Below are 23102 nucleotides of genomic sequence, written 5' to 3'. Positions count from 1 at the left end.
CTGCGGCTCCCATCAGCGGGCGGTGAGGTTGGACGGCAGGCCGAGACCCGCGGCGTTGAAGCCGAAGCTCTGCTCCTGACCGGGGGCGATCGCGCCGTTGTAGCCGACGTTGACGAAGGTGTAGTGCCGGCCGCTCTGGGTCCGGGTGGACGACCAGCTGCTGGCGACCGTGGTCCCGGTGGGCAGGTCGAACTCCACCGTCCAACTCGTGCTCTTCACCGCGCAGTTGTTCTTGACGAAGACGTCCATGCCGTAGCCGCTGCTCCAGCTCGACCCCTTGACGGTCCGTGCGCTCAGGCAACCGGTGCCGGTCGGCGACGGGCTGACCGTCGGGCTCGGACTCGGGCTCGGCGACGGACTCACGGTCGGGCTGGGGCTGGAGGACGGCGAGGGTGACGAGGACGGCGAGGGCGAAGGAGTGCTCCCGTTCACCGACTTGAGGAAGAGCGAGGCCCCCGGGTCGGTCCGGCTCGCGTCCACCCCGTGCCCGCCGGTGAAGTCCAGCTGCTCCCGGCTCGCCCAGTCCGGGATCGGCGTGCCCCCGGTGTCCAGGTGCTGCCAGGCCGTACCGCTCCAGCCGAACTGGTAGATCCGCTGGTGGTCGGCGTAGTACGGGGTGTACGCGCCACCGGCGGTGACCTGCTTGGTCATGGTGTTGTTGAAGAAGACGTTGCGCGGCCCGCTGGAGCCGGACCACTTCACCGCCTTCTTACCCGCACCCCACCAGATCGGGAACCAGCTGGAGGCGTCCGGCGCCCCGCCGCCCTCCTCCCCGCAGTTGGAACGGCAGTTGGCGGAGCGGTGCTCGTACGGCACGGTCACCGTGTTGAGCTCGATCAGGTTGTTCCGCTCCCACCCGCCGTGCAGGTTGACGTCGGAGTCGAAGTCGTTGCCGATCACCACGTTGCCGGAGGCGGACCACTGGAAGGTGAAGTGCCGCAGGTTGCGCGAGGTGTTGCCCGCGTACAGCGAGTCCCAGACCCGGGAGCCCCGGAAGTACCCGTTGCCGCCCTTGCCCTTGTTCCAGGAGCCGTCCAGCTGGTTGTCCACGATCTGGAGGTGGTACGCCTCCTCGGTGACGATCGGGTGCGACCCGGTCATCTCGGTCCGGATGCCCCGGACCCAGGAGTTGGCGGCCCACTTGAAGACGATGCCGTGCATCTCGTCGGCGGGCGACATGTTGCCGTAGTTGTGCACGGCGTCCGCCTGGTTCAGGCCGGGCATGTCCTGGGTGAGCGCGAAGTTCTCGAAGCCGACCCCGAGCACCGGGTCCACTATCGGCGCGGCCTTGGAGTCGTAGACCACGCCCTCGATCGGGGCCGAGCCGTCCGAGGTCGAGGTGACCGGGACGTCGTACTCCAGCGGCTTGTCCAGCGTGATGGTGCGGTTGACGGTGTCGACGGCGGTGACGGTGAAGATCTGCTGCCGCATGTGGATGTTCTGCAGCGTGCCGTCGGTGGGCTGGATGTCCTGCTGGGCGTAGAACTTCAGCGAGTTGGCGGCCCGGATGTTGACCAGGCCGCCGACCTGGAAGTTGGTCAGCGCACCGCTGCTCGCCAGCGGCACCACGGTGTCGCCGGTCCGGGCCGCGAACCCGGCGTCACCGGTCTTCTCCCGGAGCTTCAGGCCCGCCTTCCAGTGCACGTTGACCGTGCCCTCGAACAGGTCCTTCCGGTTGGCCGGCGCCGCCGCGTACTCACTGGCGTAGGCGCTGTTCACCCCGCGCGACTGCACCCGGAACAGCCCGCGCCCGGGCCAGATCCAACCGCCCTTGGCCGAACCCGAGGTCATGCCGTCCTCGTCCCAGTCCGACCCGTCCGGGGTCAGCGCGTCGTACCGGGTGTCGGCGTCCGGCCGGAACACGATCCGGCTGCCGCCGGCCCCGCTGCCCGCGCCACGGATGGTCAGGTAGTCGGCGTCGACGCCGAGTTGCCTCGACACCTGGAGCACCCCGGCCGGCAGGGTGATCAGCGACAGCTTGGTGTAGCTCGCACCCGGTGAGCAGGCGGTCCGGATCTGGTCGATCGCGGCCTGCAGCCCGGCCGAGTCGTCCGCCCCGTCGTCGGGGCGCACCCCGAACTGGGCGGCCAGCTCGGCCGGGGTGATCTGACAGGCGCCGTCCGGATTGGTGTCGGCGGCGCCGGGCAGGTCCGCGCCGCCTCGGTAGCCTGCCTTGGACCAGTCGTAGAGGCCGGCCACGGGTGCCCGGCGGTTGGCCTTCGAGAGGTCCGGCGAACCGCCGGCCTGTTGCTGAACTCCGTTGGGTGCCAGGCCGTTTGCCTCGACCGCGAACCCGCCGGCCGCCAGCAGCACCGTCGTCGCGCAGGCGAGCGCGACGAGATTTCTTGTGGACAACGTACCTCCAGAGCAGTGGGGGAGAGGCAGCCGCCCATCATGGTGCTGACAGCGGTCCAGCAGGTCAATAGTTATCCTAAATTACGTATGCCTTCCACATATGTGGACGTGATGACCCCACGTCACTGACGCACCGTCAGACCCTCGTCCCAGCACTACGATCGGAGTATGTCGATACTCGCTGACTCGCCGCTCTCGCTCTGGTCCAAGGACTCCGTGCTGTCGATCGGCTCGGTGGGCTCGGTGCTCTCCGTCGGATCGGTCGGCTCCGTGCTGTCGGTCGGGTCGGTCGGCAGCGTGCTGTCGCTCGGCTCGATCGGCTCCGCGCTCTCGGTGCTCTCGACCGCGTCCTGGCTGAGCACCGGCTCGCTGCTGTCCGCGCAGTCGCGCTGGTCGGTGCTCTCCTGGCGCTCCAACGGCGGCTTCCTCGCCGCCGGGGTGGTGGCGGCGGCCGCCGGGGCCGTTCTGGTGGCCGGGGCCCGCCGGCCCGCCCGGTGACCCCTGCCAACGTGGCGTCCGATTTCCGCCGGTCGACCGCTCGGCCACCCGGCAGACTGGGGCAGGTACGAACACCCCGATCCCTGGGAGAGACCGTGATCACCGTCTGGACCACCCTCGACAGTCCGCTCGGCGAGCTGCTGCTGGTCGGCGAGGAGTCCGCCACCGCCAGGGGCGGCACCGCGCTCGCCTCGGTGTCGATGACCACGGGGCAGCGGAACGCGGCCGTGGTGCAGCCCGGCTGGATCGAGAAGGCCCAGGCGTTCGAGGAGGTGGCCGAGCAGCTGCGGGCGTACTTCGCGGGCGAGTCGACCATCTTCGACCTGGAGTTCACCGCGCACGGCACCGACTTCCAGCGCCGGGTGTGGGCCGCCCTGGAGCAGGTCCCGCACGGCCGGACGGTCACCTACGGCGAGCTGGCCGAGCAGGCCGGGCTCCCCCGCAGGTCGGCCCGCGCCGTCGGGACGGCCAACGGCTCGAACCCGCTGCTGGTGATCCGGCCCTGCCACCGGGTGATCGGGGCGAACGGCTCGCTGACCGGCTACGCGGGCGGGCTGGAGCGCAAGCAGCAGCTGCTGGAGCTGGAGGGCCGGGCCTGACCGGCTCCCGTTCGGTCCAGCCCGGCGGGCGGGCGGCGGGTGCGCCTGGGATCTTCGGAGCAGGGACTGCTGACGAAGCCTCAGGGAGACACCATGTGGGACGCATCCGCCACGCTGCCGGCGCCCGGCCGTGAGTGGCTTCCGGCGCTGGACGTGCCGGAGCCGAAACAGCAGAGCCGGCTCACCGTGTTCTTCCGGATGCTGCTGCTGATCCCGCAGTTCATCGTGGTCTGGCTGCTCTCGATCGCGGCCTTCTTCGTGGTGGTGATCGGCTGGTTCGGGGCGCTGTTCACCGGGCGCCTGCCGGAGTTCGCGGCCCGCTACCTGACCGGGTACGTCGGGTACTCCACCCGGGTGGAGGCGTACCTGATGCTGCTGGTGGACGCATACCCGCCGTTCCGGTTCGACGCCCCCGAGTACCCCGTCCGGATCGAGGTCCGGCCCGGTGAGCTGAACCGCCTGGCGGTGTTCTTCCGCATCATCCTGGTCATCCCGGCCGCGATCATCCAGGGTGTGCTGGGGCTCGGCTGGTGGGCGGTCTCGTTCATCAGCTGGCTGGTGGTGCTGTTCCTCGGCCGGATGCCGCGCCCGCTGTTCGAGGCGACCGCGGCCATCGTCCGGTACCGGTACCGCTACCAGGCGTACTACCTGATGCTCAGCTCGGCCTACCCGAAGGGCCTGTTCGGCGAGACCGCCGTCGACTCCCCGGTCGGTGGCGGCCCCGTCTCGGCCACCCGGCCGCTGGTGCTCAGCAGTGCGGGGCGCGGGCTGCTCGTGGTGTTCATCGTGATCGGCGCGCTGGCCTACCTGGCCAGCTCGATCACCACGTCGGTCACCTCGGACGACGACGACACCGCCCGGGTCTCCCGCCAGGTCACCTCGACCTACTGAGCCGCCGTCAGGTGCTTAGCCAGGCCAGCGGCGACCGTCACCAAGGCGGTGACGCCCGTGTCCAGGGTCGGTTCGATCACCGGCGCGTAGTGCGGCGAGTGGTTGGACGGGATGTCCCGGGCCACCCGGCCGGCCGCCTCGGCGCGGGCGTACTCGGCCGGATCGGTGCCACCGAGCAGCCAGTAGCAGGTGGGCACCCCGGCCGCCGCGCCGAAGGCGCCGACGTCCTCGCTGCCGGTCACCGGGCCGGGGTCCACCACGGACCGCTCCCCCAACCGCGCCACCAGCGCCGCCCTGGCCCGGTCCACCGCCGCCCGGTCGTTGACCAGCACCGGGAAGCTGTCCAGCGGCGCGAACTCCGGCTCCCGGGTCGCCCCGGAGGCGGCCGCATCGGCCCGGACGATCCGTTCGATCCCGGCCAGGGCGGCCGCCCGGACCGCCGGGGTGTAGCTGCGGACGTTGACCGTCAGCTCGGCCTCGGCCGGATCCGCCGCTGCACTCCTTCCACTCCCCGCCCCACCCGTAACCGGCCGGAGCTCCCGGACCCTCGCCCGGCCCTGCTTGACCTGGAGTGCGCTCCAACGAGCAGACTCCCCGTCACCAGCCCGGAACCCCCGGGCCGTCCGGAGGAGCGCCGCCATGAAGTACCGCACGATCGGCACCGACCCGCAGCACCGCCGTACCGTCAGCGTGCTGAGCCTGGGCGCGATGCGGTTCGGCACCGACACCGACGAGGCCACCTCGTTCGCCGTCCTGGACCGGTACGTCGAGGCGGGCGGCACCTTCGTCGACACCTCCAACAACTACGCGTTCTGGGTGCACGGCTCGCAGGGCGGCGAGAGCGAGGCGCTGCTCGGCCGCTGGCGGCGCAGCCGGGGCATCGGCGCGGAGGTCACCATCGCCACCAAGCTCGGCGCCCGGCCGCTGGAGCCCGCCACCACCTTCTCCCGGAACGTGGAGGGCCTGTCCGCCGCGGTGATCCGCGAGCAGGCCGAGCGCAGCCGGGAGCGCCTGGGCGTGGAGAAGCTCGACCTGCTCTACGCGCACATCGAGGACACCGCCGTGCCGCTGGAGGAGACCGTCGAGGGCTTCGCCGCCCTGGTCGGCGAGGGCACCGTGAGCCTGCTCGGGGTCAGCAACCACTGGACCTGGCGGATCGAGCGGGCCCGTGGCCTGGCGGCCCGGGCCGGCCTGCCCGGGTACGAGGTGGTCCAGGCCCACCACAGCTACCTGCGGCAGCGCACCGACCGGCCGAGCCTGCGCTCGGCCGACGGCACCCAGGGCGTGGTGACCGGCGAGCTGCTCAGCTACCTGCGCGCCGAGCCGCAGCTGACGCTGGTCGCGTACTCGCCGCTGCTCGGCGGCGGGTACGCCAGGACCGACCGGCCGCTCACCCCCGGCTTCGACCACGCGGGAACCCCGACCCGGCTGGCCGCGCTGCGCGAGGTCGCGGCGGAGACCGGCGCGACCCCGAACCAGGTGGTGCTGTCCTGGCTGATCGGCGCCGAGATCCCGGTGATCCCGCTGGTCGGCGCGAGTTCGGTGGCCCAGTTGGAGGAGAGCCTGGCAGCGGTCGACCTCGACCTGACGGCCGATCAGCGGGCCCGGCTGGACGCGGCCGGCTGACCGGGCGTCAGAACGTCACGGACTCCCCGAGCGGGACCCGGACGTACTCGGTGCCGCCCTTGAAGTCCATCCAGCCGTCGAAGTTGTCCCGGCCGAGCTCGTTCAGGAACGCGTCGTGGATCGGGAACGCCCGCACCGGCCGGACCGCCCGGACGAAGTCCAGCGCCTCGCCCAGCTTGAGCCAGGGCGCGGCGGCGGGCACCAGCAGCGTGGTGACCGGCTGCTCGGGGACGAACAGCGAGTCGCCCGGGTGGTAGAGGTCGCCGTCCACCACGAAGCCGACGTTCGCGCAGCCGGGCAGGCCGTCGTAGACCTCGGCGTGGGCGCCGCCCACCACGTCCACGGTGAAGCCGGCCGCGGTGAACCGCTGCCCGGACTCGACCAGCACCGCCGCGTCGCCCAGTTCGGGCAGCTGCTCGGCGGCCTGCGGCGACAGGTACACCCGCAGCCCGGGGTTCCGCTTCCGGGCCGCCAGCAGCTCGGCGAGGTCCACGTGGTCGGCGTGCTCGTGGGTCAGCAGCACGTCCGAGACCGAGTCCAGGGCTTCGGCCTCGGAGAACGTCCCCGGGTCGATCACCAGTACTCGTCCGTCGGTCTCCAGGCGCACGCAGGCGTGGCCGTACTTGATCAGGCGCATCCGGCCACTATGGCAGCCGGGCCGGCGGGGCCGCCGGGAGTTTTCACCACCCGGCGGCCGACGCCGGGTCAGACCGGGACCGTCGCCGCCCAGGCGTCCAGTTCGGCCAGGTAGCGGGCCCGGGTCGGCTCGTCCAGGAAGCTCGCCTCGAAGGAGTTCCGGGCCAGGGTGTACTGCTCCCGCTCGGTCAGCCCGAGGGCGGCGGCGGTCTCGGTGAGGTTCTGGCCGACGTAGCCGCCGAAGTAGGCCGGGTCGTCGGAGTTCACCGTGGCGACCAGCCCGGCGTCCAGCATCCGCCGCAGCGGGTGGTCGGCCAGGGTGTCGACGCAGCGCAGCCGGACGTTGGAGAACGGACAGACCGTCAGCGGGATCCGGTCCCGGACCAGCCGGGCCACCAGCTCCTCGTCCTCCAGGCAGCGCAGCCCGTGGTCGATCCGCTCCACCCCCAGCAGGTCGAGCGCCTCCCACACGTACCCGGGCGGGCCCTCCTCCCCCGCGTGCGCGACCGCCCGCAGGCCCAGCTCGCGGGCCCGCTCGTAGACGGCGGTGAACTTGGACGGCGGGTTGCCGACCTCGGCCGAGTCCAGGCCGACGGCGGTGATCCGGTCCAGGTACGGCTTCGCCGACTCCAGGGTGGCGAGCGCCGACTCGGCGCTCAGGTCGCGCAGGAAGCACAGGATCAGCCCGGTGCTGACGCCGTGCACGGCCTCGCTCCGGTCCAGCGCGGCACCCAGGCCGTTGATCACGGTCTCGATCGGCACGCCCCGCGCGGTGTGCGCCTGCGGGTCGAAGAAGATCTCCGCGTGCCGGACGCCCTGCGCGGCGGCCCGGGTCAGGTACTCCTCGGCCAGGTCGGTGAAGTCCTGCTCGGTGCGGAGCACGTCCATCAGCCGGTAGTAGAGGTCGAGGAAGGACTGCAGGTCGTCGAACCGGTACGCCGCCCGCAGCTCCGCCACGCTCCCGAACGGCAGCGCGACCCCGTTGCGCTCCGCCAGCCGGAAGGCCAGTTCGGGTTCGAGGGTGCCCTCGACGTGCAGGTGGAGTTCGGCCTTGGGTATGGGCATCGGACCATCCTACGTGGACGGAGCACCACCCCCGCCGCCCGCCGGGTGAGGCCGCTCACAGGCTCACCTCGGCCATATGTCGGCTGTGGCAGACTCGGTCGTCATGAAGGGCAGTCAGGAGACCAGGACGGTGCGCGCGGCGGTGTTCGCCGCGCTCGTCGTGCCGCTCGCCGCCCTAGGCCAGGTCGTCCTGACCGGCCGGCCGCTGCCGGTCTCGGTGGTGGCGTTCGCCGGTCTGGCCGCCTTCCTGCTGGCGTTCGCGGTGCTCCGCGCGGGGTGGGGCTTCGGCCGGATCCTCGCGGTCCTGCTGCCGACCCAGCTCGCCGTCGGGGTGCTGTTCGACCTCGGTCAGCTCACCTGTACCGGGCCGACCGGGCCGCGGCCGCTGGCCGGCTTCGAGCCGCTGGTCTGCTCCGGCGGGTCCATCGGCGAGTTCCTGCTCAGCCCGGGCTCCACGCCCGCGCCGCTGGCGGGGCTGCCCGTGCTGCTCGGCCACCTGCTGGTCGCCCTGCTGGCCTCCTGGGCCCTGCGGCACGGCGAGGCCGCGCTGACCGGCCAGGCCACCTCCACCCGGCTGCTCGGCGAACTGCTCGCCGGCGTCTGGCGGTTCCTCCGCCTGCCGGCCCCGCGCCCGGCCCGCCCGGTGTTGCGGCTGCCCATCCCCGAGTCGAGCCGGGCCCTGGTGCCGGCCGACGACATCCTGCTCCGCCCCGCTCTGCGGCGTGGCCCCCCGGTACTCGCACCGGCCTGCTGACGCACCCCTGCGCGCAGGCCGTCCGACCGCCCCCAGGGCCTCCCACCGGGTACCCGCGCGGCTTCCGCGCGCGCAGCGACAGGATTCGACCCACCGTCATGAGCAGCAACCAGCAGAAGAAGCAGTCCGCCACCTCCCGCCTCCACGAGCAGCGCGCCCGCGAGGTGCAGGCCGAGAAGCGCCGCCGCCGGATCGTGATCGGCGTCTCCTCCGTCGCCGTGCTCGCCCTGATCGGCGGCGTGGCGTTCGCCGTGAGCGGCAGCGACAGCGGCGGGTCCACCGCCACCGACAGCGCGGCGAGCGGCCCGCTGGTGGTCCCGGCCAACGCGTCCGGCCCCGACGGCACCCTGGTCACCTACGGCAAGGCCGACGCCCCGCACACCCTCAAGGTCTACGAGGACTTCCGCTGCCCGATCTGCGAGAAGCTGGAGAGCAGCGCGGGCAAGACCATGCAGCAGCTCGCCGACGACGGCACCTACAAGATCGAGTACCAGCTCGCCACCTTCCTGGACAAGAACCTCGGCGGCAAGGGTTCCAAGACCGCGCTGAACGCGGCCGGTGCGGCGCTGAACGAGGGTGTGGACAAGTTCAAGGCGTTCCACGACGTGCTCTACGCCAACCAGCCCGACGAGCGCAAGGACGGCTTCGGCGACGTCAACACCATCCTCGACCTGGCCGGCCAGGTGCCCGGGCTGAAGACCGACGCCTTCGTCAAGGCGGTCAACGAGGGCACCTACCTGCCCTGGGCCGCCAAGGTCTCCACCGCCTTCGACAACAGCGGTGTCAGCGGCACCCCGACCGTCCAGCTGGACGGCAAGCAGCTGAACGTCTTCCCCGGCAACCAGCCGATCACCGGTGACGCCTTCAAGGCCCTGGTGCAGCAGACCACGGGGGCCAAGTGACCACGCCGGTCCCGGCCGGCAGACGGCTCGGCCGGCTGTTCGTCGTCACCGGCCTGCTCGGGCTGTTCGCCTCGGCCGTGCTGACCCTGGACAAGATCAAGCTGCTGGAGGACCCGTCCTACGTCCCCAGCTGCAGCATCAACCCGATCATCAGCTGCGGCTCGGTGATGCTCAGCGACCAGGCGTCGGTGTTCGGCTTCCCCAACTCGCTGATCGGCCTGGCCGCCTTCGCCGTGGTGGTCGCGGTCGGCGCGGGCATCCTGGCCGGCGCGGTGTACGCCCGCTGGTTCTGGCTCGGGCTCCAGCTCGGCACGCTGTTCGGGATCGGCTTCGTCACCTGGCTGATGACGCAGACCCTGTACTCGATCGGCGCGCTCTGCCCGTACTGCATGGTGGTCTGGGCCGCGATGATCCCGCTGTTCTGGTACACCACCCTGCACAACCTGACGGCCGGGGTGATCCGGGTCCCGGGCGCGTTGCGCCCGGTGGTCCGGGAGGCCGCCCGCTACCACTGGGCGGTGCCGGTGCTCTGGTACGCGGTGATCGCGATCATGATCCTGCAGCGGTTCTGGTACTACTGGCAGACCCTGGTCTGACCTGCGTTCAGGGGCCCGGCCGGGCCCCTGAACGGCCGTCAGCGCGTCCGGAGCACGCGCGGCAGCTGCTCGGCGACGCCGTCGGCGAGCCCCTCGAACGCGGGGCGCAGGAAGGGTGCCGCCAGCCGGGCCAGGCCCTTGAACCGCAGGTGGGCCTGGTAGACCACCACGGTGCGACCGTCCCAGGCGCGGACGGTGATGTCGTCGGTGGCGGTCACCGTGCGGTTCTCCCCGACGAACACCAGCCGGTCGTCCTCGTACCGTTCGAGCCGGTAGGTCAACCGGGTGCGGCGGCCCCGGAAGCGGGAGACGTTGATCCACCGGCTGCCCCGGACCACCGGGCCGTCGTCCACCCGGACGCAGCTCTCGGTGCCCGGGTCCCACTCCGGGGTGTGGCCGAAGTCCGCCAGGTACCGCAGGACCTCCTCGGCGGGCCGATCCACGGTGATGCTGCGCTCCACGCTGACCATCGGGTGCTCCTTCCGGCGTTGCGGCGCGCTGCCGACCGCCGACCGGTATTCGGGGCGGACCGGCGATCGGATGGGACGGATCAGTCGGTCAGCAGCCGTCCGATCCGGTCCAGGGCCCCCGCCAGGTCGCGCGGGCGTAGCAGTCCCGGCCCCGTCGGGGTGCCGGTCCAGCCCGGGCCGGCCGTCAGGACCACCGGCCGGCTCCGGGCGCCGCGCCCGCCCCAGGCGGTCTCGGCGGTCCGGCGGGCCAGCCCCCGGTCGGCGGTGGGCCTACTCTGCGACCAGATCATCACGGCGGCCGGACCGGTCCGGCGGACCGCCTCCAGCAGCGCCTCGGCCGGTACGGCAGGGCCGAACATCCGGTACGGCAGGCCCCGTTCGGCCAGTCCGGCGGCGACCGCCTCCAGCGGGAGGGTGTGCTGCTCGCCGGGCATCCCGGCGAGCAGCACGGGCGGCCCCTGCGGTGCCTGCCCGGGCCGGTCGGCGACCCGGCGCAGCGCGGTGGAGACGTGCCAGGAGAGCAGGTGCTCCACCTCGACGTACCGCTCGCCCTCGGCGGCCCACTTCCGGCCGGCGGCGCGCAGGGCGGGCATCATCACCTCGGTCCAGGCGGTCACCGCGCCGAGCCCGTCGGTCACCTGACGCAGGATCAGCGAGACCTCGGCGGTGTCCAGCCGGACGGCCGCCCGGGCCAGGCCCCGGCACTCGGGCCGGACCTGACCGACCGGCAGTGCGTTGCTGCCTCCGGGCGCCGACCGGCCGCCGGGGTCCTCGGGCTCCGGCCCCTGGGGTGCCGCGCCGCGCGCGAGCCTGGCCGCCTCGCCGGGCGGCACCCCACGGGCCGTCAGCCGGCACATCGCCTCCAGCACCGCGACGTCCGCCGGGCTCCAGCGCCGGTGGTGTCCGGACTCCCGCTCGGCCGGGCCGATGCCGTAACGGCGTTCCCAGGAGCGCACGGTGGTCGGCGAGACACCGAGGCGCCGGGCCACCCCGCCGGTGGTCAGGCTGGCTTCGGCAAGCGGCGGGACTCCGGTGGGTTCGGGCACGCTTGGGAGCGTAAGGCCGCCTGCGGCGGGGGCACCCACCGGCTCGCCCGGCGCACCGGTCACGGTCACCGTCCGGCCGGCCGGCCGGCCGCGAACCCCGCGCAGCCGAGCACCGGCAGCGGGTGGCGGCTGGACGCCTCGCACTCGGGGGTCTCACCGGCGGGCGGGCGCGCCGGGAGGGGGGTGACGGTCATGGGTTCCTCCGGGGGAAGGTCCGCTCAGCGGCACTGGAGGCGCGCGAGCTGACGGAAGGTCAGGGCCGTCGCCCCTGCGGCCAGCACGGCCGGCGCGGCGGCGAACAGGGCGCCGGCGGCAGCGCACAGGGCCGAGGCCACGGCGAGGGTGGCGAGGACGGCGACGGCCAGCACGAGCATCCGCGGCCGCCAGGCGAGCCGTCGCAGGCGCCCGGGGCGACGGCTCAGCCGCCGGTCGAGCACCGGGTCGGTCCGGCGCAGGGTCTCCTCGATCCTGGCGAGGAGCAGCTGCTCGTGCGCCGTCAGCGGAGCGGTCACGACGTTCACCTCCTGGGGCGACCGCACTCGGGCGGCGCCGTGACGAAGTGGTGGGCGGGGACCGGGCCCGGTCCGGGCGCCGGTGGCCGGGAGTCGAGCAGGCCCGCCACCGACAGCGCGCCCCAGCCGACCGAGACGCCGAGCGCCATCAGGCGGTGCCGACGGCCGGGCAGGGTGCCGGAGAGCAGCGCCGCGTCACCGAAGTCCGAGGCGATCCGGAGCAAGGTGGCGGTGCGCAGGCTGCGGTCGTCCGGTGCCAGCAGCATGGCCAGGCCGCAGGCCGCGTCCCGCAGGGCCAGCGGCCGGAGGCAGGTGGCGGTGGCCGGGGGCACCGAGCCGTCCGGGCCGGCCAGTCCGGACGGCCCGGCCAGCAGGGCGGGCCGGGCCGTGACCGCCAGGCCGTACAGCGCGGTCGCGGCGCCGATCGCCCGGAGCAGAGGTCGGTGCACGAGGGAACTCCTGGTGTGGACGGTGGACGGTCAGCCGAGGCTGCGCCTGGTGGTGGTCGTGAGGGGAGCCGGGGCGGCCGCGTGCGGGTGCCGGGCCTGCCAGTACGGGTTGTCGCGCGGCAGCCTCGAGCTGACCCGGCCGTACATCCCGAAGGTGGCGATGACGAAGCCCATCACGAAGCTGAAGATCACGTTGGAGATCCCGAAGGCGAGGAAGTTGGCGCCGGAGTCCAGCAGCGTGAGGTTGACGAAACCGCTGAGCACGAAGAGGGTGCCGACCACGATGTTGATCGTCGACGCCGTGTTGCCGCCGATCACCGCGCCGGTGATCAGCACCGCCGCGGTGACGATCGAGACCAGGCTCAGCAGGCCGTTGCTGGAGAGCCCGGCGACGCGCTGGCCGTCGGTGCTGAAGAAGGCCAGCCCGTCCGCCAGACCGAGGCAGCCGAAGACCAGCAGCGCGGCACCGCAGAGCCCGGCGCCGTACCGGTAGACCCGGGCCAGCCGGTGGTCGAGGGGAAGTTCGTCGCGAAGGTCCATGAGCTCGCTCCGTTCGGTGCGGGAGGCCGATGCCCCCGTCCCCACCGTCGGTCCCCGCGGTGGGTCGGGCGACTCGCAGCGTTCCCGCGTCGCTTGGCCCGGGTGTGGCACCTGCTCAGACCGTTCGGCGCCGGAGCGCGGCCGGACGGCCCGGTGCCCGCCGCGCCTCGGCGGTCAGGGCGTCCCGCATCCGGATCAGCCCGTCCCTGGTCCGGGTCTTGACCGTGCCGAGCGGGGTGCCGAGCAGCTCGGCGACCTGCGCCTGCGAGTAGCCGCCGTAGTAGGCCAGCGCGATCGACTGGCGCTGCACCTCCGTGAGCTCCCGCAGGCAGCGCCTGACCAGCTCCTGGTCCGCCCGGACCTCCACCCGCTCGGCCACCTCGTCGTACGGGCAGGTGTACGCGGCGGCGGCCTCCCGCCGGTCCCGGTCGGCGGCGGCCTGCGCGGCGCGGACCCGGTCGACGGCGCGTCGGTGCGCGATGGTCAGCACCCACGGCAGGACCTGGCCGCGCTCGGGCCGGTAGCGGGCGGCGCCGCGCCAGATCTCCAGCAGCACCTCCTGGGTGACCTCCTCGGCCTGGGCGCGGTCCAGCACCACCCGCCGCACCACACCGAAGACCGGCCCGGCGATCACGTCGTAGAGCTTCCCGAACGCCGCTTCGTCGCCGAGGGCGACCCGGTGCAGCAGTGCACGCAGGCCCTGACCCGGCGCTCCGGCCTCCGGTCGGCCCTCGCCGGTCTGGTCTTCGGAGCAGCGCCGGTGCCATGGTGAAGTCACCCATCCACCGTGCGCGCCGGGGCAGACCGAGGGAAACTCGCAGCGTTGCTGCATCGTTGTGGCCGCCCGTCATTCCGGCAGCCGCCCCCGGTGGCGGGGGTGGGCCAGCTCGGCCATCGGGTCGCGGCGGCGGGCCAGCACCTGCTCCGGGGTGAACTCCAGCTCCTCGGGACGGCGGCAGTCCCGGACGGCCGTCCAGCTCACCGGGGTGGAGACCAGCGGGCGGTCGCCGGCCCGGATCGAGTACGGGGCGACGGTGGTCTTGGCGCTGGTGTTCTGCGACCAGTCGACGAAGACCTTGCCGCGGCGCAGCGACTTGTCCATCCGGTCCACCACCAGCGCCGGGTCGGTCTTCCGCAGCCGCACCGCCAGGTGTCGGGCGTAGCCGGTGGCGACCCGTTCGGGGGTGGGCTGCAGCGGGACCAGCAGGTGCAGGCCCTTGGAGCCCGAGGTCTTGGCCCAGGCGGTCAGCCCGTCCGCCGCCAGCAGCCGGCGGGCGGCCAGCGCGACGGTGCAGCACTCGACGATCGAGGTGCCCGGGCCCGGGTCCAGGTCGATGATCAGGCGGTCGTGCTCGGCGGGCTCCCGCTGCCACTGCGGGACGTGCAGTTCGAGCGCGCCGAGGTTGGCCGCCCAGACCAGGGTGGGCAGATCGGCGACCACCACGTGCCGGAGCGTCTCCTCGCGGTGCTCGACATCCAGCGTGCCGATCCAGTCCGGCGCCCCGGCGGGCACCCGCTTGGCCCAGAACCGCTGGCCCTGGACGCCCTCGGGGAAGCGCAGGAAGGACGCGGGCCGCCCGGCCAGGTGCGGCAGCAGCCGGGGCGCGATGTTCGCGTAGTAGTGCAGGGCGGCGGCCTTGGTCCAGCCGGTCTCGGGGTACAGCACCTTCTCCAGGTGGGTGAGCCGCAGCCGCCGGCCCTCCACCTCGGTGAGCGTCACCTCGGGCATCTAGCGCTTCCCCGGGGTGCGCCGGGTGTCCGCCCAGGTGCGCAGTCGCTTCGCGGTCCAGGTGGTGACGATCCGTTCGGCGCCGATGCCCGCGGCGGCGGCCCGGGCGCAGCCGTACGGCTGCCAGGCCAGCTGCCCGGGGGCGTGCGCGTCGGTGTCGATCGAGAACAGGCAGCCCGCCCCGGCCGCGAGGGCGATCAGCCGGGACGGCGGGTCGCGGCGCTCGGGGCGGCAGTTGATCTCGACCGCGGCGCCCGCCTCGGCGCAGGCGGCGAAGACCCGCTCGGCGTCGAACCGGGACTCCGGCCGGGGCTTGTCGCCGAGCAGCCGCCCGGTGCAGTGGCCGAGGATGTCGAGCCGGGGGTTGCGCACCGCGTTCAGCAGCCGACGGGTCATCAGCAGCGGGTCCATCCGCAGCTTGGAGTGCACCGAGCCGACCACCACGTCCACCCGGTCGAGCAGGTCGTCCTCCTGGTCGAGCGAGCCGTCGTCGAGGATGTCGCACTCGATCCCGGTGAGCAGTTCGAACGGGGCCAGCCGGGTGTTCAGCTCGGCCACCACGTCGAGCTGGCGGCGCAGCCGTTCGGGGCTCAGGCCGTGCGCGACGGTGAGCCGGGGCGAGTGGTCGGTGAGCACCGCCCACCGATGGCCGAGCTCGATCGCGGTCCTGGCCATGGTCTCGATCGGGACCTGGCCGTCGGACCAGTCGGAGTGCAGGTGGCAGTCCCCGCGCAGCGCGGCGAGCAGCTCCTCGCCGCCGGTGGCCAGCGGCACGTCGGCCCTGGTCTCCAGCTCGGCCAGGTAGGCCGGGGTCCGGCCGGCCACCGCCTCGGCGATCACCTTGGCGGTGGTCGGGCCGATCCCGGGCAGCCGGCTCGCCCCGGCGGCCAGCGCGGCCGGGTCCGGCTGCTCGGCCAGGTGCGCCCGGGCCGAGGCTGCGGCCTGCCGGAAGGCGCGCACCCGGTACTCGGTCGCGTGCTCGCGCTCCAGCAGGTACGCGATCCGCTCCAGTGCACGGACGGGGTCCATACGGCTGCTGGTCCCCCGTCCGGCCCGCCCGGAAACCGGTTTGGCAGCTCCTCGACCGGTTTGCCCGGTTTCCGCCGCCCGCACGGGGGCACTCGGTAGAACGGGGGCGACAACCGAGGAGGAGGGACCATGCTGCACTCCGACACCCGCACCGGCGGCATCCCGGCCACCGACCTGGAGACGGACGTGCTGCTCCACGAGCTGGAGCAGCTGCACCGCACCCGGCACGAGACCTTCCTGTACGGCTCCGAGGAGGCCCTCCACCGGCACACCCTGCGCTCCGGTCAGCTGGAGGCGGAGTACCTGCGCCGCTTCCCCTACCGCCACGTCGCCCCCGGCCGGACCAGGACCGGCGCCCGGGCCCGGGAGGCCGCCACCCGGATCGCCGAGCACCCGGCGTGACCCCGACCCCAGGAGGCAGGCCATGCCGATCGCGACCGTGAACCCGGCCACCGAGGAGACCCTGGAGACCTTCGACCAGCTCGGCCAGGACGCCGTCGAACTGGCGCTGGCCAAGGCGGCGGACGCCTTCCGGACGTACCGCACCACCGGCTTCGAGGAGCGCGCCGAACTGCTCCGCCGGGCGGCGGCGCTGCTGGACGCCGAGCAGGAGCGGATCGCCCGGACGGTGACCACCGAGATGGGCAAGCCACTGGCCCAGGCCAGGGCGGAGGCGGCCAAGTGCGCCAAGGCGCTGCGCTGGTACGCCGACCACGGCGCCGCGCTGATCGCCGACGAGCACCCCGACGCGACGGACGTGGCCGACTCCGGGGCCGCGCTGGCCTACGTCAGGTACCGCCCGCTGGGGGCCGTGCTGGCGGTGATGCCGTGGAACTTCCCGCTCTGGCAGGTGGTCCGGTTCCTGGCGCCCGCCCTGATGGCGGGGAACGTGGCACTGCTCAAGCACGCCTCCAACGTGCCGCGCACCGCGCTCGCGCTGGCCGACCTGTTCCGCCGTGCCGGTGCGGCCGAGGGCTGCTTCCAGGCGCTGCTGGTCGGCTCGGACACCGTGCCGCAGCTGGTCCGCGACCCCCGGGTGGCGGCCGTGACACTGACCGGCAGCGAGGGTGCGGGCCGGGCCGTCGGCGCGGCGGCCGGGGAGGCGCTCAAGAAGAGCGTGCTGGAACTCGGCGGCAGCGACCCGTTCCTGGTGCTGCCGAGCGCCGACCTGTCGGCCGCGGTGAGCACCGCCGTCCGGGCCAGGATCCAGAACAACGGCCAGTCCTGCATCGCCGCCAAGCGCTTCATCGTGCACGAGCAGGTGTACCCGCAGTTCGCGGCCGCCTTCGGCGAGGCGATGCGGACGCTACGGGTCGGCGACCCGATGGACCCGGACACCGACCTCGGCCCGCTGGCCACCCGGCAGGGCCGGGACGACCTGGCCGCGCTGGTCGCCGACGCGCTGGCGCACGGGGCGACCGCCGAGACCGGTGGCACCCTGCCGGCCCGCGGCTGGTACCACCCGCCGACCGTGCTCACCGACGTGACGCCGGCGATGCGGGTGCACCGGGAGGAGACCTTCGGGCCGGTCGCGGCGCTCTACCGGGTGCGCGACCTGGACGAGGCGATCGCGCTGGCCAACGCCACACCGTACGGCCTGAGTTCGAACGTCTGGACGACCGATCCGGGCGAACGCGACCAGTGCCTGCGGGAGTTGGAGGCGGGCGGGATCTTCTTCAACGGGATGACCGCCTCGCACCCGGCGCTGCCGTTCGGCGGCGTCAAGCACTCGGGGTACGGCCGCGAGCTGGCCGGGCACGGCATCCGCGAGTTCTGCAACGTCACCACGGTCTGGCTGGGACACCCCTGACCCCACCGGAGCCGGTCAGGAGACCGCCTTCAGCCGGCGCTTGCCGCCGGCGGGGGCGGTCGCCTGCCGCACCGCCTGCCGCAGCTCGTCCCGGGTCATGGTGGAGCGGTGCGGGATCTTCAACTCGCTGGCCTTCTCGTAGAGTTGTGCCTTGGTGAGCCCGTCGAGCCCGTCCTCCCCGGTCTCGGCCTCGGCCGGCTTCGGCGTGCCGCCCGCCGCCGCCATGCTCCGGTTCAGCGCGTCCATCAGGTCGACCACGTTGGTGGCGGCCACCGTGCTCTCCGGGCGGACGATCTCCTTGCCCTCCACCTTGGCCTCGACCAGCTCGCGCACCCGGTCCTCGTACTCGTCCCGGTACGCCTTCGGGTCCCAGTCCATCGCGAGCATCTCGACCAGCTGCTCGGCCGCCTTCAACTCCCGCTCCTGGACGGTGACATCGGTCTCCGGCAGGTTGTCCACCTCCTGGCGCGGATCCCGGATCTCGTCGGCGAAGTGCATGGTGTGCAGGGTCAGCGTGTCGCCCTCGGCGTGCACGGCGGTCAGGTACTCCCGGCCACGCATCGAGAACTTGGCGATGCCGGCCTTGCCGGTGCGGCCCAGCGCCTCCCGCAGCAGGGCGTAGACCTTGGTGTACTCCTTACCCTTCGGGCCCAGGTAGTAGGTCTTGTCGAACAGGATCGGCTCCACCTCGCCGAGCTCGACGAAGCCGATGATCTCGATCGTCCGGGAGCGCCCGGGCGCCAGCTCGTCCAGTTCGTGCGGCTCGATCACCACGTACTCGCCCTCGGTGAGCTCGTAGCCCTTGACCACGTCGGAGTACTCGACCTCCTCGCCGGTCCGCTCGTTCACCCGCTGGTTGCGCACCCGGTCGGAGGTGCCGCGCTGGAGCTGGCGGAACCGCACCGAGTGGTCCTCGGTCGCCGAGTACAGCGCCACCGGCACCGTGACCAGCCCGAAGCTCAACGTCCCCGACCACATCGCCCTGGCCATCGGGCCTCCTCAGCGCGTACCGACCCCCGCACCTCCAGCTTCGTCGCCCGGGGCCGGGATTCCCACCCGGACGTGGCGACCGAGTACCGCGAGGAAGGCCGAGGTGAGCGGATCGGGGTCGGGACGGCAGTACGCGGCCAGCGCCCGGCGTACCGGGGGCTCCGGGCGCAGCACCCGGCCGTCGAAGCCCGGCGGCAGCAGGTCGGCCGGGACCAGCGCGGGGCCGAGCCCGGCGGCGGCCAGCAGCGGGGCGGCGGCGGTCTGCTCGGTCCGTACCGCCGCCCGGGGGCGGAAGCCGGCCGCCGCGCAGACCCGGTCGAGCAGCTCGGCCAGGCCGTTGCCGGGGGCGTAGTGCACCCAGTCCCGGTCGGCGAAGTCGGCGAGCGCCGCCCGGTCCGCCCCCGGGGCCACCGCCGGGTCGTCTGCGGCCAGCACCAGCAGGAACTCCTCGGTACCCAACTCCTGGACGGGGCCGTCCCAGGCGCCCGGCACCGGCCCGATCGCCAGGTCGGCTCGGCCCGCCGCCATGGCCGCCGTCAGCGCCTCGGTGTGCGGGAACTCCAGCAGCCGGACCCGGACCTCGGGGTGCCGCTCGCGCCAGGCCCGCAGCACCGGGGGCAGCACCCCGAGGGTGACCGAGTAGACCACCGCGAGCTGGAGCTCGCCGCCGTCCAGCCCGGCGGCCCGGCGGGCGGCAGCCCGGGCCCGGTCGGCCTCGGCCAGCGCGGCCCGGGCGTGCGGCAGCATCGCCCGCCCCATCGGGGTGAGCCGGACGGCCCGGGGCAGCCGCTCCAGCAGCCGCCCGCCGGCGTCCCGCTCCAGCGCCCGCACCTGGTGCGAGAGCGCGGGCTGCGAGACGTGCAGCAGCTCGGCGGCGCGGGTGAACGATCCGGTGTCCACGACGGTGACCAGGTACTCGAGCTGCCGCAGGGTTGCCATGCAGACAGTTTATGGCTGCCCCAGAAATCATGTCTTGGACGTATCACCGCAGGTGGGCGCAGGATCGTGGCATCACCCGGAACGGACAAGGACAGACACCCCATGAGCAAGGAAAACCTCGACGGACGCCGCCTGGTCGTGGTCGGCGCAGGCTCCAACATCGGGCGCGCGATCGCCCGCACCGCCTCGGCCGCCGGCGCCGACCTGGTGCTGGCCGGGCCCGATCCCGCCAAGCTGGCGGACACCGCCGCCGGGCTGGCCGGGCCCGCCCTGGTCCAGCCGCTGGACCTGGCCGACGAGGCCTCGATCGCCGCGCTGGCGGAGCGGGTCGGCCCGTTCGACCACCTGGTGTCCACCGCCGCGATGCCGGCCAACGGCCCGGTCGCCACCCTCGAACTCGCCGCCGTGCAGCGGGCGTTCGCGGCCAAGGTGATCGGCCCGCTGCTGCTCGCCAAGCACCTGGCAGGGCAGGTGAACGAGGGCGGCTCGTTCACCTTCTTCTCCGGGGTGGCCGCCTGGCGCCCCGCCCCCGAGCGGGTCGTGATGGCCACCACCAACGGCGCGCTGGCCTTCCTGGTCGAGGCGCTGGCGGTCGAGCTGGCACCCGTACGGGTGCACGCGGTCTCCCCCGGCATCGTCGACTCGGGCGCCTGGGACGGCCTGGCCGAGCGCAAGGACGCCTTCCTGCGCGGCGTCGCCGAACGCAACCCCGCCCGCCGGGTGGGCGGCCCGGACGACCTGGTCCAGGCCGTGCTGTACGCGCTGGGCAACCCCTTCGTCACCGGCACCGTGCTGCACGTGGACGGCGGCCACCGGCTCGTCTGACCTCCCGTCCGCCGCGCTCCCGGCGCACTCTGGAGGGGTGACTCTGCAACAGTTCAGTCCCATGCTGGCCACCCCCAGCGAGCGCCGGACCTTCGGTCCCGGCTGGCTGCTGGAGCGCAAGCTCGACGGCATCCGGGCGCTCGCCTACCGCGACGGCGACGAGGTCCGGCTGTTCTCCCGCACCGGCAAGTCGCTGGAGGCGGGCTACCCGGAGCTGGTCGAGGCGCTCGCCGCCCAGCCGGTCCGCCGGTTCGTGCTGGACGGCGAGATCGTCGCCCTCGACCACGGACGGACCAGCTTCGAGCTGCTCCAGCGCCGGATGCAGCTGCACGACCCGGCCCGGGCCAGGGCCAGCGGGGTGACCGTCACGTACTACCTGTTCGACCTGCTCCAGCTGGAGCACTACGACACCACCGGGCTGCCGCTGCGCGAGCGCAAGGAGGTGCTCCGCCGGGCGGTGCACTACGGCGGTCCGCTGCGGTACACCCTGCACCGGGAGGTGACCGGCCCGGTGCCGCTCGCCGACGCCTGCGCCCGGGGCTGGGAGGGACTGATCGCCAAGCGCGCGGACGGGCCCTACCTGCAGCGCCGCTCCCCCGACTGGCTCAAGCTCAAGTGCTCGGCCGCCCAGGAGCTGGTGGTCGGCGGTTTCACCGACCCGGCGGGCGCCAGGACCGGCTTCGGCGCCCTGCTGCTCGGCCACTACGAGGGCCCGCGGCTGCGGTACGCGGGCAAGGTCGGCACCGGCTTCGACACCGCCACCCTGGTGCGCCTGCGGGCCCGGCTGGACGAGCTGGCCCGCCCGGACTCCCCGTTCGCCGACCCCGTCCCCGAACGGCACCCGCACTGGGTCGCCCCGGAGCTGGTCGCGCAGCTCGCCTTCACCGGCTGGACCAGGGACGGCCGGCTGCGCCACCCGCGGTTCCTCGGCCTGCGCGAGGACAAGCCCGCCCGCGAGGTGGTCCGCGAGCACAGCGCGGGCTGACCGCCACCGGCTGCTGCTCCGGTGCCGATCGCGCGACACTTGAGGCATGAACGACATCTTCCGTCCGCCGGTGGTGGTCCGGGCCCCGACCAGGGGCGCCCGGCCGTACCGGCGGGTGGAGATCTACGGGCGCCTGGTCGGCAAGGCCACCGACGAGCGGGACGTGGCGGAGTTCGTCCGCCGTGCGGGCGTGGCCGACCCCGACCTGGACGACCCCGACCTGGTGGCCTGGGTCGGTGGCGACCGGACGGTCTGGGCCGCCGAGTAGCGGGCCGGCGCGGTCGGTGTTCGAGTAGGAACCGGCCGCAGCGGGGCCGACCGCCGGCCGGCCGGTACGCGAGTACCTCAAGGAGGCCCTTCCCCATGTCCGAAGCAAGCGTCCCGTACACCACCAACAACGCCGGCGTCCCGGTCGAGAGCGACTCGGATTCGCTGACCGCAGGACCGGTCGGCCCGATCCTGCTGCACGACCACTACCTGATCGAGAAGATGGCCCAGTTCAACCGCGAACGGGTGCCCGAGCGGGTGGTGCACGCCAAGGGCGGCGGTGCCTACGGGTTCTTCCAGGTCACCCAGGACGTCAGCCAGTTCACCAAGGCGGACCTGTTCCAGCCCGGCAAGCGGACCGAGATGCTGGCCCGGTTCTCCACCGTGGCGGGCGACCTCGGCACCCCCGACAGCTGGCGCGACCCGCGCGGCTTCGCGCTGAAGTTCTACACCGAACAGGGCAACTACGACCTGGTCGGCAACAACACCCCGGTCTTCTTCGTCCGGGACCCGATCAAGTTCCAGGACTTCATCCGCTCGCAGAAGCGCCGCCCGGACAACCACCTGCGCGACAACGACATGCAGTGGGACTTCTGGACCCTCTCGCCGGAGTCCGCCCACCAGGTCACCTGGCTGATGGGCGACCGGGGCATCCCGAAGACCTGGCGGCACATGAACGGCTACGGCTCGCACACCTACCAGTGGGTGAACGCGGGCGGCGAGCGGTTCTGGGTGAAGTACCACTTCAAGACCGACCAGGGCATCGACTTCCTCACCCAGGCGGACGCGGACCAGCTGGCCGGCGAGGACCCGGACGCCCACCTGCGCGACCTCTACGACACGGTCAAGAACGGGCAGCACCCGTCCTGGACGCTGTACGTGCAGGTGATGCCGTTCGACGAGGCGTGGAACTACCGCTTCAACCCCTTCGACCTCACCAAGGTCTGGCCGCACGGCGACTACCCGCTGCACGAGGTCGGCCGGATGACGCTCAACCGGAACCCCGACAACTACCACGTGCACATCGAGCAGGCCGCCTTCGAGCCGTCCAACCTGGTCCCCGGCATCGGGGTCTCGCCGGACAAGATGCTGCTCGGCCGGATCTTCTCCTACCCGGACACCCACCGGTACCGGATCGGCCCCAACTACGCCCAGCTGCCGCCGAACCGGGCGCACGTGCCGGTGCACTCGTACGCCAAGGACGGCCCGATGCGGTTCGACGCCTCGCGGGCCGAGACGCCCTACGCGCCGAACTCCTACGGCGGCCCGGCCGCGCAGCCGGAACTGTGGGGCTCGCCGCTGGGCTGGGACGTGGCGGGGCGGATGGTGCGCGAGGCGTACCCGCTGCACGCGGAGGACGACGACTGGGGGCAGGCCGGGACGATGGTGCGCCAGGTGCTGGACGACGCGGCGCGCGAGCGGCTGGTCGGCAACATCAGCGGGCACCTGAGGAACGGCGTCTCGGCGCCGGTGCTGGCCCGGGCGCTGGAGTACTGGCGCAACGTCGACAAGGACCTCGGCGACCGGGTGGCCGCGAAGGTCGGCGGGCGGTAGCGGCGGGACCGACGGCCGCCCCGGGACCTCCCGGG

Annotated in this window: 28 protein-coding genes; 13 read left to right on the top strand and 15 right to left on the bottom strand. The window is 73.2% G+C overall.

The features are described 5' to 3' along the window. Positions 1-12: 12 nt before the first annotated feature. Positions 13-2355: a cellulose binding domain-containing protein gene (locus ACIRPK_RS21485; RefSeq protein ID WP_403040866.1), complete on the bottom strand. Its 2343-nt coding sequence runs from the start codon at positions 2353-2355 to the stop codon at positions 13-15. A 168-nt stretch (positions 2356-2523) separates the two neighbouring features. On the opposite strand from ACIRPK_RS21485, the gene ACIRPK_RS21480 reads away from it, so the two are divergent. The 3 genes from ACIRPK_RS21480 (at position 2524) to ACIRPK_RS21470 (ending at position 4343) form a co-directional block, all read left to right on the top strand. After that, positions 2524-2853, top strand: coding sequence for a hypothetical protein (locus ACIRPK_RS21480; RefSeq protein WP_403040865.1), 330 nt, complete (start codon positions 2524-2526; stop codon positions 2851-2853). 98 nt (positions 2854-2951) lie between these two features. Further along, a complete protein-coding gene (locus ACIRPK_RS21475) occupies positions 2952-3452 on the top strand; it encodes a methylated-DNA--[protein]-cysteine S-methyltransferase (protein ID WP_403040906.1) in 501 nt (166 codons plus the stop codon). A 93-nt stretch (positions 3453-3545) separates the two neighbouring features. Then, a complete protein-coding gene (locus ACIRPK_RS21470) occupies positions 3546-4343 on the top strand; it encodes a DUF4389 domain-containing protein (RefSeq protein WP_403040864.1) in 798 nt (265 codons plus the stop codon). On the opposite strand, the gene ACIRPK_RS21465 is transcribed toward ACIRPK_RS21470, so the two are convergent. Continuing rightward, positions 4337-4984: a hypothetical protein gene (locus ACIRPK_RS21465; protein WP_403040863.1), complete on the bottom strand. Its 648-nt coding sequence runs from the start codon at positions 4982-4984 to the stop codon at positions 4337-4339. The two genes, ACIRPK_RS21470 and ACIRPK_RS21465, sit on opposite strands and share 7 nt — an antisense overlap. Here ACIRPK_RS21465 and ACIRPK_RS21460 point away from each other — a divergent pair. Next, positions 4983-5969 (top strand): aldo/keto reductase, encoded by a 987-nt coding sequence (locus tag ACIRPK_RS21460; RefSeq protein WP_403040862.1) that lies wholly within the window; start codon positions 4983-4985, stop codon positions 5967-5969. The two genes, ACIRPK_RS21465 and ACIRPK_RS21460, sit on opposite strands and share 2 nt — an antisense overlap. A 7-nt stretch (positions 5970-5976) precedes the next feature. Here the strand turns inward: ACIRPK_RS21460 and ACIRPK_RS21455 are convergent, their stop codons facing one another. Further along, a complete protein-coding gene (locus ACIRPK_RS21455) occupies positions 5977-6606 on the bottom strand; it encodes an MBL fold metallo-hydrolase (RefSeq protein WP_403040861.1) in 630 nt (209 codons plus the stop codon). Between the two features lie 68 nt (positions 6607-6674). Next, positions 6675-7670, bottom strand: a complete 996-nt coding sequence (locus tag ACIRPK_RS21450) for an adenosine deaminase (protein ID WP_403040860.1) — start codon at positions 7668-7670, stop codon at positions 6675-6677. A 103-nt stretch (positions 7671-7773) separates the two neighbouring features. Here ACIRPK_RS21450 and ACIRPK_RS21445 point away from each other — a divergent pair, with 103 nt between their 5' ends. From ACIRPK_RS21445 to ACIRPK_RS21435, 3 genes are all read left to right on the top strand, one after another. Beyond that, positions 7774-8424 (top strand): hypothetical protein, encoded by a 651-nt coding sequence (locus ACIRPK_RS21445; RefSeq protein WP_403040859.1) that lies wholly within the window; start codon positions 7774-7776, stop codon positions 8422-8424. A gap of 98 nt (positions 8425-8522) precedes the next feature. Beyond that, on the top strand, positions 8523-9326 hold the full coding sequence (locus tag ACIRPK_RS21440; RefSeq protein ID WP_403040858.1) for a thioredoxin domain-containing protein: 804 nt from the start codon (positions 8523-8525) through the stop codon (positions 9324-9326). Then, positions 9323-9922 (top strand): vitamin K epoxide reductase family protein, encoded by a 600-nt coding sequence (locus ACIRPK_RS21435; RefSeq protein ID WP_403040857.1) that lies wholly within the window; start codon positions 9323-9325, stop codon positions 9920-9922. The genes ACIRPK_RS21440 and ACIRPK_RS21435 overlap by 4 nt, the downstream gene beginning before the upstream one ends. Positions 9923-9960: 38 nt before the next feature. Here ACIRPK_RS21435 and ACIRPK_RS21430 read toward each other — a convergent pair whose 3' ends face one another. From ACIRPK_RS21430 to ACIRPK_RS21390, 9 genes are all read right to left on the bottom strand, one after another. Beyond that, complete coding sequence (locus ACIRPK_RS21430; RefSeq protein ID WP_403040856.1) at positions 9961-10392, bottom strand: SRPBCC family protein; 432 nt, start codon at positions 10390-10392, stop codon at positions 9961-9963. An 80-nt stretch (positions 10393-10472) separates the two neighbouring features. Continuing rightward, complete coding sequence (locus tag ACIRPK_RS21425) at positions 10473-11438, bottom strand: MerR family transcriptional regulator (protein WP_403040855.1); 966 nt, start codon at positions 11436-11438, stop codon at positions 10473-10475. A gap of 65 nt (positions 11439-11503) precedes the next feature. Next, the gene (locus ACIRPK_RS21420; RefSeq protein ID WP_403040854.1) at positions 11504-11632 is read right to left on the bottom strand and encodes a hypothetical protein; all 129 of its coding nucleotides are present in this window, start codon (positions 11630-11632) and stop codon (positions 11504-11506) included. 24 nt (positions 11633-11656) lie between these two features. Then, entirely contained in the window at positions 11657-11950 is a 294-nt protein-coding gene (locus tag ACIRPK_RS21415; RefSeq protein ID WP_403040853.1) for a DUF3040 domain-containing protein, read from the bottom strand. Between the two features lie 5 nt (positions 11951-11955). After that, entirely contained in the window at positions 11956-12399 is a 444-nt protein-coding gene (locus ACIRPK_RS21410; RefSeq protein ID WP_403040852.1) for a hypothetical protein, read from the bottom strand. Between the two features lie 30 nt (positions 12400-12429). Further along, complete coding sequence (locus ACIRPK_RS21405; RefSeq protein WP_403040851.1) at positions 12430-12939, bottom strand: DUF4383 domain-containing protein; 510 nt, start codon at positions 12937-12939, stop codon at positions 12430-12432. 115 nt (positions 12940-13054) lie between these two features. Then, positions 13055-13717, bottom strand: a complete 663-nt coding sequence (sigK, locus tag ACIRPK_RS21400) for an ECF RNA polymerase sigma factor SigK (protein WP_403040850.1) — start codon at positions 13715-13717, stop codon at positions 13055-13057. A gap of 69 nt (positions 13718-13786) precedes the next feature. Beyond that, positions 13787-14668: a non-homologous end-joining DNA ligase gene (ligD, locus tag ACIRPK_RS21395; RefSeq protein WP_403040849.1), complete on the bottom strand. Its 882-nt coding sequence runs from the start codon at positions 14666-14668 to the stop codon at positions 13787-13789. Continuing rightward, the gene (locus tag ACIRPK_RS21390; protein ID WP_403040848.1) at positions 14669-15697 is read right to left on the bottom strand and encodes a PHP domain-containing protein; all 1029 of its coding nucleotides are present in this window, start codon (positions 15695-15697) and stop codon (positions 14669-14671) included. Positions 15698-15826: 129 nt separating this feature from the next. Here ACIRPK_RS21390 and ACIRPK_RS21385 point away from each other — a divergent pair, with 129 nt between their 5' ends. Then, a complete protein-coding gene (locus ACIRPK_RS21385) occupies positions 15827-16099 on the top strand; it encodes a DUF6158 family protein (protein ID WP_403040847.1) in 273 nt (90 codons plus the stop codon). Positions 16100-16121: 22 nt separating this feature from the next. Next, positions 16122-17507, top strand: coding sequence for an NADP-dependent succinic semialdehyde dehydrogenase (locus ACIRPK_RS21380; protein WP_403040846.1), 1386 nt, complete (start codon positions 16122-16124; stop codon positions 17505-17507). Between the two features lie 15 nt (positions 17508-17522). Here the strand turns inward: ACIRPK_RS21380 and ACIRPK_RS21375 are convergent, their stop codons facing one another. Beyond that, complete coding sequence (locus ACIRPK_RS21375; RefSeq protein WP_403040845.1) at positions 17523-18497, bottom strand: Ku protein; 975 nt, start codon at positions 18495-18497, stop codon at positions 17523-17525. 9 nt (positions 18498-18506) lie between these two features. Next, positions 18507-19436, bottom strand: a complete 930-nt coding sequence (locus ACIRPK_RS21370) for a LysR substrate-binding domain-containing protein (protein ID WP_403040844.1) — start codon at positions 19434-19436, stop codon at positions 18507-18509. A gap of 102 nt (positions 19437-19538) precedes the next feature. Between ACIRPK_RS21370 and ACIRPK_RS21365 the strand changes: the two genes are divergently transcribed. The 4 genes from ACIRPK_RS21365 to ACIRPK_RS21350 all read left to right on the top strand — a co-directional run bounded on the left by ACIRPK_RS21365 (position 19539) and on the right by ACIRPK_RS21350 (position 23067). After that, positions 19539-20261, top strand: a complete 723-nt coding sequence (locus tag ACIRPK_RS21365) for an SDR family oxidoreductase (RefSeq protein WP_403040843.1) — start codon at positions 19539-19541, stop codon at positions 20259-20261. Between the two features lie 61 nt (positions 20262-20322). Next, positions 20323-21246, top strand: coding sequence for a non-homologous end-joining DNA ligase (ligD, locus tag ACIRPK_RS21360; RefSeq protein WP_403040842.1), 924 nt, complete (start codon positions 20323-20325; stop codon positions 21244-21246). A gap of 46 nt (positions 21247-21292) precedes the next feature. Next, the gene (locus tag ACIRPK_RS21355; RefSeq protein WP_403040841.1) at positions 21293-21514 is read left to right on the top strand and encodes a hypothetical protein; all 222 of its coding nucleotides are present in this window, start codon (positions 21293-21295) and stop codon (positions 21512-21514) included. A 95-nt stretch (positions 21515-21609) separates the two neighbouring features. Next, positions 21610-23067, top strand: coding sequence for a catalase (locus ACIRPK_RS21350; protein WP_403040840.1), 1458 nt, complete (start codon positions 21610-21612; stop codon positions 23065-23067). Positions 23068-23102 lie beyond the last annotated feature (35 nt).

Origin of the sequence: Kitasatospora sp. NPDC101801 (assembly GCF_044766665.1) — a bacterium.
Taxonomy (GTDB): Bacteria; Actinomycetota; Actinomycetes; order Streptomycetales; family Streptomycetaceae; genus Kitasatospora.
This window is presented reverse-complemented; position numbering and strand designations above follow the sequence as displayed.

Coding starts and splice junctions, on each gene's coding strand:
- ACIRPK_RS21375 (WP_403040845.1), bottom strand. CDS start 18,497: ATGGCCAGGGCGATGTGGTCGGGGACGTTGAGCTTCGGGCTGGTCACG.
- ACIRPK_RS21460 (WP_403040862.1), top strand. CDS start 4,983: ATGAAGTACCGCACGATCGGCACCGACCCGCAGCACCGCCGTACCGTC.
- ACIRPK_RS21355 (WP_403040841.1), top strand. CDS start 21,293: ATGAACGACATCTTCCGTCCGCCGGTGGTGGTCCGGGCCCCGACCAGG.
- ACIRPK_RS21440 (WP_403040858.1), top strand. CDS start 8,523: ATGAGCAGCAACCAGCAGAAGAAGCAGTCCGCCACCTCCCGCCTCCAC.
- ACIRPK_RS21470 (WP_403040864.1), top strand. CDS start 3,546: ATGTGGGACGCATCCGCCACGCTGCCGGCGCCCGGCCGTGAGTGGCTT.
- ACIRPK_RS21405 (WP_403040851.1), bottom strand. CDS start 12,939: ATGGACCTTCGCGACGAACTTCCCCTCGACCACCGGCTGGCCCGGGTC.
- ACIRPK_RS21465 (WP_403040863.1), bottom strand. CDS start 4,984: ATGGCGGCGCTCCTCCGGACGGCCCGGGGGTTCCGGGCTGGTGACGGG.
- ACIRPK_RS21365 (WP_403040843.1), top strand. CDS start 19,539: ATGAGCAAGGAAAACCTCGACGGACGCCGCCTGGTCGTGGTCGGCGCA.
- ACIRPK_RS21385 (WP_403040847.1), top strand. CDS start 15,827: ATGCTGCACTCCGACACCCGCACCGGCGGCATCCCGGCCACCGACCTG.
- ACIRPK_RS21480 (WP_403040865.1), top strand. CDS start 2,524: ATGTCGATACTCGCTGACTCGCCGCTCTCGCTCTGGTCCAAGGACTCC.
- ACIRPK_RS21445 (WP_403040859.1), top strand. CDS start 7,774: ATGAAGGGCAGTCAGGAGACCAGGACGGTGCGCGCGGCGGTGTTCGCC.
- ACIRPK_RS21350 (WP_403040840.1), top strand. CDS start 21,610: ATGTCCGAAGCAAGCGTCCCGTACACCACCAACAACGCCGGCGTCCCG.
- ACIRPK_RS21420 (WP_403040854.1), bottom strand. CDS start 11,632: ATGACCGTCACCCCCCTCCCGGCGCGCCCGCCCGCCGGTGAGACCCCC.
- ACIRPK_RS21450 (WP_403040860.1), bottom strand. CDS start 7,670: ATGCCCATACCCAAGGCCGAACTCCACCTGCACGTCGAGGGCACCCTC.
- ACIRPK_RS21390 (WP_403040848.1), bottom strand. CDS start 15,697: ATGGACCCCGTCCGTGCACTGGAGCGGATCGCGTACCTGCTGGAGCGC.
- ACIRPK_RS21430 (WP_403040856.1), bottom strand. CDS start 10,392: ATGGTCAGCGTGGAGCGCAGCATCACCGTGGATCGGCCCGCCGAGGAG.
- ACIRPK_RS21455 (WP_403040861.1), bottom strand. CDS start 6,606: ATGCGCCTGATCAAGTACGGCCACGCCTGCGTGCGCCTGGAGACCGAC.
- ligD (WP_403040842.1), top strand. CDS start 20,323: ATGCTGGCCACCCCCAGCGAGCGCCGGACCTTCGGTCCCGGCTGGCTG.
- ligD (WP_403040849.1), bottom strand. CDS start 14,668: ATGCCCGAGGTGACGCTCACCGAGGTGGAGGGCCGGCGGCTGCGGCTC.
- ACIRPK_RS21370 (WP_403040844.1), bottom strand. CDS start 19,436: ATGGCAACCCTGCGGCAGCTCGAGTACCTGGTCACCGTCGTGGACACC.
- ACIRPK_RS21380 (WP_403040846.1), top strand. CDS start 16,122: ATGCCGATCGCGACCGTGAACCCGGCCACCGAGGAGACCCTGGAGACC.